Origin of the sequence: Pseudomonas sp. RU47, from assembly GCF_004011755.1 — a bacterium.
Classification (GTDB): Bacteria; Pseudomonadota; Gammaproteobacteria; order Pseudomonadales; family Pseudomonadaceae; genus Aquipseudomonas.
Genome location: NZ_CP022411.1, coordinates 5,056,162 through 5,071,868 on the forward strand (window position 1 = coordinate 5,056,162; position 15,707 = coordinate 5,071,868).

Sequence of the window (15,707 nt, forward strand, 5' to 3'; positions counted from 1 at the left end):
GCTAACCAGTCCTCAGCCGCGCTCGGGCGGCACTGACGACAATTCGAACGGGCTGCTGCTGCGCCGCTGGTTGCGATCTTCCCGCGGCGTGGCACCGAAGAAATTGCGGTAGGCGCTGGAGAAATGCGGCCCCGAAGAGAAGCCACACGACAGGCCGATCTGGATGATCGACTTGCTGGTCTGCATCAACATCTGCCGGGCCTTGTTCAGGCGCAGTTCCAGGTAGTACTGGCTCGGCACACGGTTGAGGTATTGCTTGAAGATCCGTTCCAACTGACGACGGGATACGCACACGTGCTGGGCGATTTCGTCGGTGGTCAGTGGCTCTTCGATATTGGCTTCCATCAGCAACACCGCCTGGGTGAGCTTCGGATGGCTGGAACCGAGACGGTTCTGCAACGGGATGCGCTGGCGCTCGCCACCCTCGCGGATGCGCTCAACGACCAGCTCTTCCGAGACCGCGCCGGCCAGTTCTGCACCGTGATCGCGAGCCAGCACCGCCAGCAACAGATCGAGCACGGACATGCCGCCACACGCGGTCAGGCGATCGCGATCCCAATCGAACAGATGGCTGGTGGCGATGACTTTCGGGAAACGCTCGGCGAAATCGTCCTGCCAGCGCCAATGCACGGCGGCGCGATAACCGTCGAGCAAACCGAGTTGCGCCAAGGGATAAACGCCAGCGGACAAACCGCCGATGACGGTACCCGCACGCACCAGCTGCTTGAGCGCACTGCTGAGTGCCGGGGCCAACGTGGTCGGCGGCTCGTCAGCGAGCAGGAACAGTTTCTGGAAGTTTTCGAGCTTGCCGGTCCAGGGCTCACCGGGCAATTGCCAGGCGCCTTCGGCCCCGGTTCCTGTAACGGCTTCGGCCTGCAAGAACGACAGTTCGTAAACCACATCCGGGTGCACACGCTGAGCAACACGCAAGGCTTCCTCCGCCAGCGCCAGCGTCAACGCTTTAGTGCTGGGCCAAATCAGGAAACCAATTCGATGGGCAGTCATGGGCGGGCAATCCGAAGCGAAGAACAGTGATGAAGGCATGGGCCAATGCTAGCCCGTAAATGAACACAAATCTTGAAACCAACCGAGATCCAGGCAGAGATCCAACTGTGGGAGCGAGCCTGCTCGCGAAAGCGGTGGATCAGTCGATATCTATGTCGGATGTCACACCGCATTCGCGAGCAGGCTCGCTCCCACAGAGATCGCAGGCCAGCCTTCTGGCTGCGAAGCATGCACTATCACGGTGCACAACGGCAGCCCTGATTTATTTCAAACTGCCCGAGAGGAATTGCTGCAAACGTTCCGATTGCGGATTCACCAGCACTTCACGCGGGTTGCCGCTTTCTTCAACAACACCTTTGTGCAGGAACACCAACTGGTTCGACACTTCACGGGCAAAGCCCATTTCGTGCGTGACCACAACCATGGTGCGACCTTCCTGCGCCAGCGCTTGCATCACCTTCAGCACGTCGCCGACCAGTTCCGGGTCGAGCGCCGAAGTCGGTTCGTCGAACAGCATCACTTCCGGTTCCATCGCCAGCGCACGGGCAATCGCCACACGTTGCTGCTCGCCACCGGACATGTGCCCCGGGAACGCGTCTTTACGATGGGCCACACCGACCTTGTTCAGGTAGTACTCGGCTTTTTCGCGAGCTTCGTACTTGGGTACGCCCAGTACGTGAACCGGCGCCTCCATGATGTTTTCAATAGCAGTCATGTGCGACCACAGGTTGAAATGCTGGAACACCATCGACAGGCGCGAACGCATGCGCTGCAGCTGTTTCGGATCAGCGGCTTTCAGCGCGCCGTCCTTGTTCGCCACCAGTTTCAGCTCTTCGTTGTTTAGCAGAATCTTGCCCGCGTGCGGCTGCTCGAGCAGGTTGATGCAGCGCAGGAAAGTACTTTTGCCGGAGCCACTGGAGCCGATGATGCTGATCACATCGCCGGCTGCCGCTTTCAGGGACACGCCCTTGAGCACTTCGTGACTGCCATAGCGTTTATGCAGGTCTTGGACTTCAAGTTTGTACATGCGGTCGGTTCTCACAAAAACAGTCAGTCAGTCGTTGAGCAAGCGCCCGTGACGCAGCGCTTCGCGCCCCGCCACCTTGGCCAGCCAGAAACCGGGTTGGGCATAACGCAGCCGTTCAATGGCAAACAGCACCCCGGAGGTACCAGCACACACCGTGCTGACCCGATCGGACAGAGGATCAATCACTTCAAAAATCTCGTCGCCCGCCTCGACCCATTCGCCGGGCTTGCGCAGAAAACTTACGACGCCCGGATGCGGCGCGAGCAGCAACTCGGTGCCTTCGAACGGCATGCCTTCACACGCTTCGTGCGCCGGGTTCGGCCACCCGCCGGTAATCAAACCTTGCTCGGCGAGGAACGCGAGAATGCCTTCAGCATACGCGCAGGCTTCGGCGCGACCGGTATCGGCCTGACCGCCCAGCTCAATGGTCGTCGCCAGACACGCCAGCGGAATCTGCGCATCGGGGAACTGCCGCGACAGACGCAACCACGGCAACGAGCACGCTTCATCGAACGAACTGCCGCCGGAGTCTTCCGCGAGCAATCCGACCTTCACATTCAGGTGCGCCGCCAACGAACGCCACTGCGGCCAGTGCTGCGGCAATGCGTACATGTGCAACGCGGCTTCGGCATCGCAATGCAGATCGAGCACTACATCGGCGGTGCAGGCATGGCTGAGCAACACGCGCTGCATGCCTTGCAACTGACTGCTCGCTTCCGGCAATGCCGCCAGATGATCGGCCATGGCCTGACGGATCAGGCGCACATTGGCGTGCGGATCATCACCGAGGCTCTCAGCCAATGCTGCCGCAACCGGCGCGCTCAGTTCGACGAAATCACGGTTGAAATTCTTGCCGCTGCCCGCTTCGAAACGGCCTTGGTGATTGCCTTGCAGCAATTGCCCGAGACCCAACGGGTTGGCGACTGGCACCAGTTCGACGACACCGTTGAGCAAGCCTTTGGCTTCGAGTTCACCGAGGCGCTTTTTCAGCTCCCAGGCGGTGCGCATGCCCGGCAATTCGTCAGCATGGAGGCTGGCCTGAATGTAGGCCTTGCGCTCGCCATGGCCGAAGCGAAAGACCGAAATCTTGCGCTCGCTGCCCAAATGGCTCCACGGCAATACGTGGTCGATGCGTTCCATATCAATGCTTCCGCGGGGCCAGATAGCTCAACCAGCGACGCTCGGCCAGTTTGAACAGCTTGACCAGAATGAACGTCAGGCACAGGTAGAACACGCCAGCGGTGATGTACGCCTCGAACGGCAGATAGAACTGCGCGTTGACGGTACGTGCCGCGCCAGTGATGTCGATCAAGGTCACGATGGACGCCAGACTGGTGGTCTGCAGCATCATGATCACTTCGTTGCTGTACTGCGGCAGTGCCCGGCGCAGGGCCGATGGCAGCAGGATGCGTTTGTACAGTTTGAAGCGCGACATGCCCATGGCTTTCGCCGCTTCGATCTCACCGTTCGGCGTGGCCTTGAGGCTGCCAGCGATGATTTCAGCGGTGTAGGCGCTGGTGTTGACCGCGAAGGCCAGGCAGGCACAGAACGTCGCGCTGGACAGCCATGGCCACAAGAAGCTTTCGCGGACCGCTTCAAACTGCGCCAGACCGTAGTAGATCAGGAACAGTTGCACCAGCATCGGCGTGCCACGGATCACGTAGGTGTAAAGCCACGCGGCGCCGTTGACGACCGGGTTCTTCGAGACGCGCATCAGCCCCAGCGGCAGGGCCGCGAGCAGACCGAAAAACAGCGACAGCGCGAGCAGTTTGAGGGTGGTCAGCAGGCCGCCGAGGTACAGCGGCATGGCCTCCCAAATGACGTTGTAGTCGAAGATCATAGATCAGCCGCCCTTACGCCTACCGAGTAGCGCTTCTCAAGTTGACGCAGGATCAGCAACGAAACACTGGTGATCACCAGGTACATCGCCGCCACTGCGAGGAAGAAGGTGAAAGGCTCGCGGGTGGCATCTGCCGCCTGCTTGGCCTTGAACATCATGTCTTGCAGACCGACCACGGAAATCAGCGCGGTCGCCTTGGTCAGTACCAGCCAGTTGTTGGTGAAGCCCGGAATCGCCAGGCGAATCATCTGCGGCACCATCACCCGGAAGAACACCTGAAAACTGCTCATGCCGTAAGCCATGCCCGCTTCAGCCTGACCTTTGGGAATGGCCATGAACGCGCCACGGAAAGTTTCCGACAGGTACGCACCGAAAATGAAACCGAGGGTGCCGATACCGGCGGCCAGCGGATTCAGATCGATGTAGTCGTCATAACCGAGCATCGGTGCAACGCGGTTGAGCAAGTCCTGGCCGCCGTAGAAGATCAGCAGGATCAGCACCAGATCGGGAATCCCGCGGATCACCGTGGAATACAGATCGCCCAGCCAGGCCAGCCAGCGCACCGGCGACAGGCGCAACGCGACACCGATCAGCCCGAGAACGATGGCCAGAGCCATGGACGACAAGGCGAGCTGAAGCGTCAGCCATGCGCCATCGAGGATGACAGCCCCGTAGCCTTTCAACATGATTCAGGTCCTCGAAAGTTGGGATGAAAAAATGGCGCAAACCGCAGAGATCCTGTTGCTTGCGCCATTTCGGACTTGTCGCAGAGACGTGTTACTTGCCGTAGATATCGAAGGCGAAGTACTTGTCCTGGATTGCCTTGTATTTGCCGTTTTCGCGAATGGCCGCGATGGCAGCGTTGATCTTGTCTTTCAGGGCGTCGCCCTTACGCACTGCGATGCCTACGCCGTCGCCGAAGTATTTGACGTCGGTGAACGCCGGGCCTGCAAACGCGAAGCCTTTGCCGGCGTCGGTGTTGAGGAAGCCATCTTGCAGCAGGGTGGCGTCAGCCACGGTACCGTCGAGGCGACCGGCGGCCACGTCGAGGTAGATTTCGTTCTGCGAGCCGTACGGCTTGATCTCGGCACCCAGTGGCGCCAGGACTTCGCGGGCGAAACGCTCGTGGATCGAACCACGTTGCACGCCGATGTTCTTGCCCTTCAGCTCAGCCAGACCTTCGCTGACCTGAGTACCGGCCTTCATGACCAGACGTGCCGGGGTGTTGTAGTACTTGTTGGTGAAGTCGACCGACTTCTTGCGGTCTTCAGTGATCGACATCGACGACAGGATCGCGTCGATCTTGCGCACTTTCAGCGCCGGAATCAGACCGTCGAACTCTTGCTCGACCCACACACACTTGACCTGCATCTGCTCGCACAGAGCGTTGCCGATGTCGTAGTCGAAACCGACGATGCTGCCATCCGGTGCTTTCGAGGCGAACGGAGGGTAAGCCGCTTCGATACCGATCTTCAGAGGTTTTTCGTCAGCGAAGGCGTTCATCGACAGCACGGACAGTGCCAGGGCGCCAAGCAGCACAAGTTTCTTCATCTTGGGACTCCATCGGTAAAGGGCAAAAACGGCAGAGTGAGCGACAGCCCAATATGCGAATGGGTGAATCGGGAAATCGGTTGCTGCATCGGTGGGAAATTTCCCATTGAAACCGAAGGAGGTTTCAACGTCAGCCACGATGAGCGAGTGATCGGCATTCTAACGACAGGCCGGAAGCCGATATTTCTTCAATGCGACAACTAATTACAGATGCACAGAGAAAGCGACTTTGGCGCATTGACAGCCCTGCAATTTCATGCAAGAGCGAAAGACAGTGAACCGATCTATGCTGCAAATTACGGGCCTATTATTCGCAAACCCTTCTAATCCGGCAAGCGCAGCGTTGTGTCTTATTTTTCGCTGGAGGTTTAGAGGCTCTAAAACGGGGCGATGCGTTTCCCTTTGCCCCGCTCCGGGGCGGGCGGTTACACATTCGGTTACGTGGAAGGCGGCGGGTAACAGCGGGAAATGTCTTACGGGGGAGATCGATAATTATTGGTTGGTCGGGTCTGCGTTCCGACAGCGGACTACACCAGCGCCTGACAAATTGCCTTCGCGAGCAGGCTCGCTCCCACAGGGATCTGCATTTTGCCTGAAGGTACTCGGTCAAACTGTGGGAGTGAGCCTGCTCGCGATGAGGCCAGCCCAACCACCACAAAACCTCCAGACACAAAAAAGCCCCGCCCGGCAAAACCGGACAGGGCTTCTACGCTTCTAACGCTTAAGCCACATTCATCGTCTTGTGCGTATCAATCAAATGCTGCACCACACCCGGATCCGCCAGGGTCGAGATGTCCCCCAACCCGTCATATTCCGCCGTGGCAATCTTGCGCAGAATGCGGCGCATGATCTTGCCCGAGCGCGTCTTCGGCAGCCCCGGTGCCCACTGGATCACGTCCGGCGAAGCAATCGGCCCGATCTCCTTGCGCACCCAGTTCTTCAGCTCCAGACGTAGTTGCTCGGTCGGCTCCTCGCCATTCTTCAAGGTGACATAGACATAAATGCCCTGCCCCTTGATGTCATGCGGCACACCCACCACCGCTGCCTCAGCAACTTTCGGATGCGCAACCATCGCGCTCTCGATTTCGGCTGTGCCCATACGGTGACCCGACACGTTGAGCACGTCATCGACACGCCCGGTGATCCAGTAGTAACCATCGGCATCACGGCGCGCGCCGTCACCGGTGAAATACATGCCACGGAAGGTCTTGAAGTAGGTATCAACGAAACGATCGTGATCGCCATACAGCGTGCGCGCCTGACCTGGCCACGAATCGAGAATCACCAGATTGCCTTCAGCCTCGCCCTCGATAATGTTACCGAGGTTGTCGACCAGCGCCGGCACCACACCAAAGAACGGACGCGCCGCCGAACCCGGCTTCAGCGCGTGCGCACCCGGCAACGGGCTCATCATGTTGCCGCCGGTTTCGGTCTGCCACCAGGTATCGACGATCGGGCAACGCGACTTGCCGACATTCTTGTAATACCAGTCCCAGGCTTCCGGGTTGATCGGCTCGCCCACGGAACCGAGCAGGCGCAGGCTACTGCCATCCGCGCCTTCAACAGCAGCCTGACCCGAGGCCATCATCGCGCGGATCGCGGTCGGTGCGGTGTAGAGGATGTTGACCTTGTGCTTGTCGACGATCTTCGCCACCCGGGTGATGTCCGGATAGTTCGGCACGCCTTCAAACAGCAGCGTGGTCGCGCCATTGGCCAGCGGGCCGTAGACAATGTAGCTGTGGCCGGTGACCCAGCCGACGTCGGCGGTGCACCAGTAGACTTCGCCCGGACGGTAGTCGAACACGCGCTCGTGGGTCATCGCCGCGTACAGCAGATAACCGCCAGTGGTGTGTTGCACGCCCTTCGGCTTGCCGGTCGAACCGGAGGTATAAAGGATGAACAGCGCTTCTTCCGCGCCCATCTCTTTCGGCGCGCAAACGGTGCCCGCCACTTTCATCAGGTCTTCGTACCAGATGTCGCGATGCTGGTTCCACTTGATGTCGCCACCGGTGCGCTTGCAGACGATGACTTTCTGGATGCTGCTGGTTTCCGGATTGGTCAGTGCGTCGTCGACGTTGGCCTTGAGGGAAATCTTCTTGCCGGCGCGAATGCCTTCGTCAGCGGTGATCACCACTTTCGATTTGCAGTCGATGATGCGACCGGCCAGGGCTTCCGGCGAGAAACCGCCGAACACCACCGAGTGAATCGCGCCGATCCGGGTGCAGGCCAGCATGGCGACCACGGCTTCGGGAATCATCGGCATATAAATGGTCACCACGTCGCCGCGGTGTACGTCCTGACCACGCAGGGCGTTGGCCAGTTTGCAGACTTGTTCGTGCAGTTCGCGGTAGGTGATGTTGCGGCTCTCGGAAGGATCGTCACCTTCCCAGATGATCGCGACTTGATCGCCGCGCTCGGCCAGATGACGGTCGAGGCAGTTGTAGGAAACGTTCAGGGTGCCGTCGGCAAACCACTTGATGTCGACATGGTGATCGTCGAACGACGTCTGTTTCACCGTGGTGAAAGGCTTGATCCAGTCGAGACGCTTGGCTTGCTCGCGCCAGAAGCCGTCAGGGTTGACGACCGACTGCTGGTACATGGCTTTGTAGGTCGCCTCGTCAGTCAGCGTGTTAGCCAGAACCTCGGGACGAACGGGATACAGAGAAGCCGCACTCATCTTTCCTACCTCGGTGTAATAGTTGTTTTTGTATGACCCTGTTGTAACGGGGCGGGGGCCATAGAACCATTCGACGATGGTAGTAACAAGCCCCTACAAAACATCCAGATACCCGTAACGCGGCCCTTACACCGTTCCTCCAAACATCCCCAATCCCCTGTGGGAGCTTGCCTGCAAGCGAATCAGGCACCTCGGTATCCCAGACAAATCCCCCACTCACCAATCCAGTCACCACCCCATTTCAAGGGATTGTTACCAAATCTGCCAAAGGTGTTTATCAAAACCCGCTCTGTTTACCCCCACCCCATCCCCCTAAAATTCACCTCGCCGACAAGGCAAACGCGATTAACAACGATACAGCCCCCACGAAGGCCGTTAATCCAGCTCTCAAGTAATAACTGCAAATGATGAAGTTACACACGCAACCCCATAAAGGTTGCGTGACCCCACTCGACCTCAAAAAGGTAAATCCGAATGAAAGCTTTATTGGTTCTGGCCCTCAGCAGTCTGTGCGCAACCGCCATGGCAGATGAGGTCCCGACTGATGTCGCACAGCAACAACCGGTGATCGAGGAATACACTTACTCCACCCACCTGGACATCGCCAACGTCATATCGATGAGTGAAATTCCGAATGTCTGCGAAGTCGTACCGGCAAAAATGGAGTACGACGACTCCAAAGGCCAGCGCCACATCCTGCGTTACAGCGTCATGGGCAACGGCTGCACCAATTGATGATTCGAGACTGCACCGAATTGGATCTCTCAGCGCTTCATTGAGGGTCGATTCCAGCCCGACTTCGGTCGGGCTCAGTTGTGTTTGAAGTCATCAAAAATGCTTGCAAAACACTAGATGTAGTGAAAAACCGGTTTTTTTGTTCGTTTTTTGAGCAAATTCACAATGGCGAGATTTTTGCGAAAAAAAATCTATCCCCGGCAAAGCCCTGTAAACCCTCACTCTCGTCGAAAAACCACCCTCCTCGACCGCTCCATGCGCGGATTCGCCTCAGCACAGCCGTGTTTTTTTCCCTATAATGCCGCCCCATACGGGTCAGCAATATTCCCTTACAGGGAGCAAAAGCCATTCTGAAGCCCCGCAGCAGCGTTCAACGCTGATTGCGCCCATCAGAGGCTCTCGGAACCCGTCAAAATTTCTGTTTATTTGCCTGCGTGCATCGCTGCAAAAAACGACATCCAACGCGGTCTGTACGACCGTGTGAAAAACCAACCAATCAGGTTTCACACGGGCACAGGCCCTCACGCAGGAGACGACACGTCATGCTGAGCTGGGACGAATTCGACAAAGAAGACAGTGAAGTAGCAACCGTGAAAGGCGCCAACGCCGGCCACGCTACTGAAGCCAACATGGACCGCCTCGACAACGCTGGCGGTGCCGCCGCGATCGAAGCTCGCGCCGTGACCGCCGACGACTCGGCCGCTGTTGCCCGCGCCAAGGCTGCACTGAACTCCCTCGACGTCGCCGAAGGCCTCGCCGAACTCGAAGGCGCCTCCGCCCGTGTCGCCGTTGACGAAAAGCGCATGATCAACTGCCGCGCCGACCTCAACCAACTCGTGCCATTCAAGTACGACTGGGCCTGGCAGAAGTATCTGGACGGTTGCGCAAACCACTGGATGCCGCAAGAAGTCAACATGACCGCCGACATCGCCCTCTGGAAAGACCCGGAAGGCCTGACCGACGACGAGCGCCGCATCGTCATGCGCAACCTCGGCTTCTTCTCCACCGCCGACTCCCTGGTTGCCAACAACCTGGTACTGGCCGTGTACCGCCTGATCACCAACCCGGAATGCCGCCAGTACATCCTGCGCCAGGCTTTCGAAGAGGCGATCCACACCCACGCCTACCAATACTGCATCGAATCGCTGGCCATGGATGAAGGCGAAATCTTCAACATGTACCACGAGATCCCATCGGTCGCTAAAAAAGCCGCCTGGGGCCTGAAATACACCCGCTCGATCTCCGATCCGAAGTTCGAAACCGGCACCCCGGACACCGACAAAGAGTTGCTGCGCAACCTGATCGCCTACTACTGCGTTCTGGAAGGCATCTTCTTCTACTGCGGCTTCACCCAAATCCTCTCCATGGGCCGCCGCAACAAAATGACCGGCGTCGCCGAGCAGTTCCAATACATCCTGCGCGACGAATCCATGCACCTGAACTTCGGCATCGACGTGATCAACCAGATCAAAATCGAAAACCCACACCTGTGGGATGCCGAAATGAAGGAAGAAGCGACCCAAATGATTCTGCAGGGTACGCAGCTGGAGATCGAATACGCGCGTGACACCATGCCTCGCGGCGTACTGGGCATGAACGCGGCGATGATGGAGGACTACCTGAAGTTCATCGCTAACCGTCGTTTGTCGCAGATTGGTTTGAAAGAAGAGTACCCAGGGACGACTAACCCGTTCCCTTGGATGAGCGAGATTATGGACTTGAAGAAAGAGAAGAATTTCTTTGAGACTCGGGTTATTGAGTATCAGACTGGTGGTGCGTTGAGCTGGGATTGATTTTCCAAGTCGCATAACAAGGGCTGCCAAGGGCAGCCCTTTTTTATACCACTGCAACTGTGCTTTCGAGCATCGCTACGAAATAAGCAACCATGAAAAACATAAAAATCATAGATCTCCAATCAGAAGAGCTTCAAGACCTCAGCTACGAAGAACTACTAGAAGAAATAGAAAATCACAAGAGTATAAAACTGCAAGTACCAAAATCAGGAATAGGAAGCGACAGGCTATACATTGACATAATCAGCGACTGTCTAGACGCTTCTTATACGATAGAAAAAATAGCATCAACATTCAAAAACGTGACAATAGACGAAGCTCGAGCACCAAATTCTTCTCCAGTATTTCTACTCACAATCGAAAATTATGAAGCAAAAAAACTTGCGGAGGTGATCTTAACAACGAGATGGGCTTTCCAGTACCCTCAAGATGATATAAATGAAAACTCATTTCATAACATCAGATCAGAAATTCGGCAATACGAGGAGACAATAACCGACATCAATCTATTTTACCCAGAGATAATCGATGAATATTTAGCGAATTTAGTAAACGGAGCATACTACGAGCTAGATTACGAGGTCATTGCAGGACAACTCGCTTATTTTCCAGAGAGAAAATTCGGCTACTGGGCTGCTGCCGCTTACAACAGCGATGTGCAAAAAATCTTACTTTCGGTGGACGCATGGATAGTTCCAATCACCTTCAATCTAGAACACACCTTCAAAAAGCTTGGATACGGAGATGAAATCTCGTTACTAAAATCTGTAATAACGACAGAAAACAATAAATTGATTGCTGTTTCAGATCACATCGCCGTATCAATCCCAACTGGAAAAATAGTACAGGCCCTCGCATGTCTAGAAGAGGTCATCGCCCCCAAAAACGTCTTTCAGCATAAATTTAAATGGACTGAAAATAATTGCAGTTTCAGCAACCCAAGATCACTTGACTGCCCTTACACCTTCGAAGTATTCATCTCCGAATTTTCCGATTTCATCAACGTAAAAACCAAATCCGCAAACATAGTAATATTCAACCCCACCATCATCCAAAATATAAAGAAATGCGAGCCCCGCAAACTTTTCAAAGAGCCATCAGATATCGAACTGGAGTGGTCAAACATCAGCCCCGAGAAATTTGAGCAGCTATGCTACGACATAATTTATCACAACCCAAAATTTGACAAAACAACAATAAGAAAATACGGAAAAACCAACTCTAGAGATGGCGGAAGAGACATTCAAGCCTACACAAATCCAAAACCAGGAGAGAAGCCTCTTAAATATATTTTTCAATGCAAGTTAAAGAATCCAAATAATTCGTTAGGCACAGCAAGCCTTGGAGCAGTTACAGACGTTTTGGAGCAATATGGAGCAGATGGCTACGGAGTTATGTGCAACTGCTATATCGATCCAACTCTCTACGATCGACTAGATGCAATAGAAGCCCGAAGAAATATAAAAGTGGAGACATGGTCAATATTGGAAATTGAACGCTTTATCGCAAAGAGACCGTCTATAAAAAATCGTTATTTCATATAACACATCAACCAAGACGACTTAATAGCAATAATATTTTTTTACTGCAGCCAACGTCCCAATTTTCAAACAAGAGGCTTTGCTCTATGCGCAAAGGCGGGCCACTCCAAAAACAAAGAGTCTGACTTAATAAACGGCAAAACCAAAATCAACTCACTCTGCAAATTTTTTAGCCCACATTCCCAAATAACCAACACTCTCCAGCCGAGGCTTAATAAAAATTTAACATTATTCATATCCCTCGCCACATTTCTCTCCAGCTTATCCTCCCAAAATTCTTTTCTTGTCCTTGGGGTCGAAGCATAAAAACAGTTTGCGTGCCTATGCCAAAAACACCCATGAACAAATACCGCAAGATTATATTTCGGCAATACTATATCGGGCCTACCCGGCAAGTCTTTTCGATGCAATCTGAATCTAAAGCCATGTCCATGAAGAAAACGGCGTACAGTCATTTCGGGCTTCGTGCCCTCAGCTCTTATGCTTGCCATCATTCTGGATCGCGTGGCAATATCAACAATATCAACCATATAAATTGAGCTCAATTAAAGTCTGAAAGTAACACTCTCTCACTCACCTCATATAAATCTCCGATATTTTTCCAAGCAACTCTAAACTGATTACGCTTTTTTGATTTCCACTCACCATCGACAAGCTTCATATTTATCCCAGGATCATGATAAACCACACCCTCATACATAGATTTTAGAAACGTCCCCAAATCAGCTCCACTGCATAAAAAAACCTCTGGTCCAAACTGATAATAATTTACATCTCTAGCTTCGACTTTGTACGCAACATACGCAGTTTGTGCATGCTTTCTAGACCAGTGTGTAAGAATCTTGTTAAACGTCCAAGCCAAGGCTACTTCACCTTTCGCGTTCCGCATAGTGAGGCCACCATTTGGATCAAGAACTTCATTATTTTCCGAATCGTATCCCTCCATTCGAAGTATCAAGCCACTACGTGCATTCGGAATGCCAATGAGATGTCGGCCAGTAAAATCTCGACGAGCGTCAGTACAATTTCCATATTCTAGGAGAAACTTTTTTAAGTTAGCTCTGTAGGTTCCAGAATCAGGCTCTGGCGTCATTAAAGTCACCGCACCAGAGCGATGCGACTTTAGCTCCCACTCATGAAAATCTGGCTCCGACCTTCCATTGGGGACAATTCCAAACAAACTTTCGAGCGTGTATCCCGCGCCATTTTTTGCGTGATATTCAACGAGGGTTCCAGCCGAATTTAGACGCCCAGACCGGATAAAACCTCCATGGTATATTTCCGATAACTTCTCCAAAAGAAGTATGCGTCCTTGCTGCACCGGTCGCTCAAGCTCATAAAAGACAGTAGCTACTTTAGATATTTTTCCGCTGACTATTCGTGCATTAGCATCACGGGCAAGTCTTCCATCCCAAACACCAGAGTAGGCAAGGATGGTGTCATCATCACAGATACCCAAGACGAGACAGCGCTGAGATCTTTCGCGCAAGGACCTTTCTTCAGGCGTCGGAGGCCGCATCAGCTTGGATGGTGCTAGAGCAGAACCGCGAAGAAACCCAGACATTCTCACTTCTGGGTAACGAGGATAGAAAATTAATTGTGCGCCGGGAGCGGGCGAAGGAGGGGCGTCAGATTCAATATCAATCCAGCTAAGCTTCAGGGAAGCCTTATACATCAACCCCTTATCCTTAGTAGTCTCTCCCACAAGGTCTCCATGGGGGATCAACCGCAAAACATCAAAATCACTTCCAAAGTAAATTTGCTGCTTCGAATTGTCGTTGTTTGCCAACAACTTAAAGACAACGCGCCTTGCTCCGAGGCGACGCATCACCCTTGACACATATTCCAAAGGTGACTCATTAGCTCCTGACACGACAGCTCCTGGATTTAGCCTACATCGAAGCGGCGTGGCCGCTCCGTTCTCAGTAGTAGCTAAATAACACCAAGGTAGTGCTAATTGGCAAGAGCAATTTCTAATTGTGGTTGTTCTGCATCAGAAATTTTGGCTTTTGCTGCAAGAATTCGGTCCTTCATAAGCGTCGCAACAGCCTCAAAAACGGGGACCGCAACCGAGTTCCCAAACTGTCGATACGCTTGGGTATCGGAGACAGGAATCACAAATTTGCTTTCCCCCGGCTTGTCAAAACCCATCAGGCGCGAGCACTCATGCGGAGTCAGTCGGCGCGGGCGATTGAGCTGATTCAATTCACTGTTAAAGTCCAGGGTGTCCACAAAACCACGGTCAACCAGGATTTCCGAACCATCTTTGTGATATCTCGCCGAAAGCGTACGAGCAACATCGTTTGGACGGGTAAGACCAAAGCCAAAACCATTACCCTTTTCGCGATGTTTCTCGGCATATCGGTAGAGGTAATCCCAGAGCTTCGGAGTAAGGATGTATTTTTCGTCCACATCCTTATCGAGCAGATCACCGAAGCTAGGTCGCTGCTTTGGTATGTGCTTGCTGATGTCACGCAGGGTGAATCCTTGGTGAACGTTCAAGTCGCGGCGGAAACCGACCAGGACGATGCGCTCACGATGCTGCGGCACGAAGTGTCTGGCATCAATTACTTTGGGGTCTGAGCCTTTTGGTGCATTTACATCTGCGACCTCATAGCCCAATTCATCCAACGCTTCGCAGATGATCCGGAACGTATTGCCCTTGTCATGGCTTTTCAGGTTTTTCACGTTTTCCAGCAAAAATGCGGCCGGGCGTTTCGCGGCAATTATCCGCGCCACGTCGAAAAACAGAGTGCCTTGGGTCTCGCACTCGAAACCGTGCTTACGCCCTAAGGAGTTCTTCTTGGAAACACCTGCAAGAGAAAACGGCTGGCATGGGAAACCTGCCAACAGAACATCGTGATCAGGAATTTCGCGATCGATGTTCTTGTAGGCTTCTTCGTCACTGATTTCTGGCTTGTCTGAAAGCGTGACCGAGCGGATATCGAGATTGAAGCGATGACGGGCAGGATCGCAATAGTGGTTCGCTTTGTACGTTTTAACGGCGTACTTGTTCCATTCGGATGTGAACAAGCACTCGCCACCGATGGCTTCAAACCCTTTCCTGATACCACCAATGCCGGCAAAGAGATCGATAAAGGTGAATGAAGGTTTGTGGTTCAAACGCTTGGGCAAAAGATCCTTGAGACGAGTGAACTCAATATGGGAGAGCTTCGGCGAGGCCTTGCCCTTGATCCAGCGATTGATGGTTTCTCGGCACCAGTGGCTCGGGCTAACGTCGTTGAGAATTTCGGCCAGCTGCCCTTGGTCGTAAATCTCCAAGAGCTTGTTCAGCAGCGCCAAGTCGGTCACAGGATGGGTATCAGGCTCGTAAGAACCCGAGGTTGTTTCGCTCAAGGATTCAAAAGACGGAGTTTCAAAAAGATTCATGAGCCCGAAATTCCTCTGGGTCAAAGCTGTGACGAATGGTCACCATTCTAGCCCGCAAAACTTCAAAGTAAATGAAATTTCCTGGATTCCGTGAGATGAGTCATGGCTACACGGATGTGGGAGCTGCGGGATTCGATGGCGATCAAAT

Annotated in this window: 13 protein-coding genes; 3 read left to right on the forward strand and 10 right to left on the reverse strand. The window is 53.9% G+C overall.

Going from position 1 to position 15,707, the window contains the following annotated elements; all coding sequences use genetic code 11:
• Positions 1-12: 12 nt before the first annotated feature.
• The 7 genes from CCX46_RS23045 to acs form a co-directional block, all read right to left on the reverse strand.
• On the reverse strand, positions 13-1,005 hold the full coding sequence (locus CCX46_RS23045) for a GlxA family transcriptional regulator (RefSeq protein ID WP_177413875.1): 993 nt from the start codon (positions 1,003-1,005) through the stop codon (positions 13-15).
• 262 nt (positions 1,006-1,267) lie between these two features.
• Positions 1,268-2,032, reverse strand: a complete 765-nt coding sequence (locus tag CCX46_RS23055; RefSeq protein WP_007912705.1) for an ABC transporter ATP-binding protein — start codon at positions 2,030-2,032, stop codon at positions 1,268-1,270.
• Positions 2,033-2,059: 27 nt separating this feature from the next.
• Positions 2,060-3,172: a M14 family metallopeptidase gene (locus CCX46_RS23060; protein WP_127929435.1), complete on the reverse strand. Its 1,113-nt coding sequence runs from the start codon at positions 3,170-3,172 to the stop codon at positions 2,060-2,062.
• 1 nt (position 3,173) lies between these two features.
• Positions 3,174-3,872 carry an ABC transporter permease gene (locus CCX46_RS23065; protein WP_007912703.1) on the reverse strand — a complete coding sequence of 233 codons (699 nt, stop codon included), beginning with the start codon at positions 3,870-3,872 and terminating at the stop codon, positions 3,174-3,176.
• The gene (locus CCX46_RS23070) at positions 3,869-4,558 is read right to left on the reverse strand and encodes an ABC transporter permease (RefSeq protein WP_007912702.1); all 690 of its coding nucleotides are present in this window, start codon (positions 4,556-4,558) and stop codon (positions 3,869-3,871) included. Before CCX46_RS23070 ends, CCX46_RS23065 begins: the two co-directional genes overlap by 4 nt.
• Positions 4,559-4,649: 91 nt before the next feature.
• Positions 4,650-5,423 (reverse strand): ABC transporter substrate-binding protein, encoded by a 774-nt coding sequence (locus CCX46_RS23075; protein WP_038366516.1) that lies wholly within the window; start codon positions 5,421-5,423, stop codon positions 4,650-4,652.
• A gap of 721 nt (positions 5,424-6,144) precedes the next feature.
• Positions 6,145-8,100 (reverse strand): acetate--CoA ligase, encoded by a 1,956-nt coding sequence (gene acs, locus CCX46_RS23080; RefSeq protein ID WP_007912698.1) that lies wholly within the window; start codon positions 8,098-8,100, stop codon positions 6,145-6,147.
• 474 nt (positions 8,101-8,574) lie between these two features.
• On the opposite strand from acs, the gene CCX46_RS23085 reads away from it, so the two are divergent.
• From CCX46_RS23085 to CCX46_RS23095, 3 genes are all read left to right on the forward strand, one after another.
• Entirely contained in the window at positions 8,575-8,835 is a 261-nt protein-coding gene (locus tag CCX46_RS23085) for a DUF2790 domain-containing protein (RefSeq protein ID WP_127929436.1), read from the forward strand.
• A 542-nt stretch (positions 8,836-9,377) separates the two neighbouring features.
• The gene (locus CCX46_RS23090; RefSeq protein WP_008084848.1) at positions 9,378-10,628 is read left to right on the forward strand and encodes a ribonucleotide-diphosphate reductase subunit beta; all 1,251 of its coding nucleotides are present in this window, start codon (positions 9,378-9,380) and stop codon (positions 10,626-10,628) included.
• A gap of 92 nt (positions 10,629-10,720) precedes the next feature.
• On the forward strand, positions 10,721-12,172 hold the full coding sequence (locus CCX46_RS23095; RefSeq protein ID WP_127929437.1) for a restriction endonuclease: 1,452 nt from the start codon (positions 10,721-10,723) through the stop codon (positions 12,170-12,172).
• Between the two features lie 62 nt (positions 12,173-12,234).
• Here the strand turns inward: CCX46_RS23095 and CCX46_RS23100 are convergent, their stop codons facing one another.
• From CCX46_RS23100 to dcm, 3 genes are all read right to left on the reverse strand, one after another.
• Positions 12,235-12,699 carry a very short patch repair endonuclease gene (locus CCX46_RS23100; RefSeq protein WP_127929438.1) on the reverse strand — a complete coding sequence of 155 codons (465 nt, stop codon included), beginning with the start codon at positions 12,697-12,699 and terminating at the stop codon, positions 12,235-12,237.
• 11 nt (positions 12,700-12,710) lie between these two features.
• Positions 12,711-14,042: an MvaI/BcnI family restriction endonuclease gene (locus tag CCX46_RS23105; RefSeq protein WP_127929439.1), complete on the reverse strand. Its 1,332-nt coding sequence runs from the start codon at positions 14,040-14,042 to the stop codon at positions 12,711-12,713.
• Between the two features lie 80 nt (positions 14,043-14,122).
• On the reverse strand, positions 14,123-15,559 hold the full coding sequence (gene dcm / locus CCX46_RS23110) for a DNA (cytosine-5-)-methyltransferase (RefSeq protein WP_127929440.1): 1,437 nt from the start codon (positions 15,557-15,559) through the stop codon (positions 14,123-14,125).
• Between the last annotated feature and the right edge of the window lie 148 nt (positions 15,560-15,707).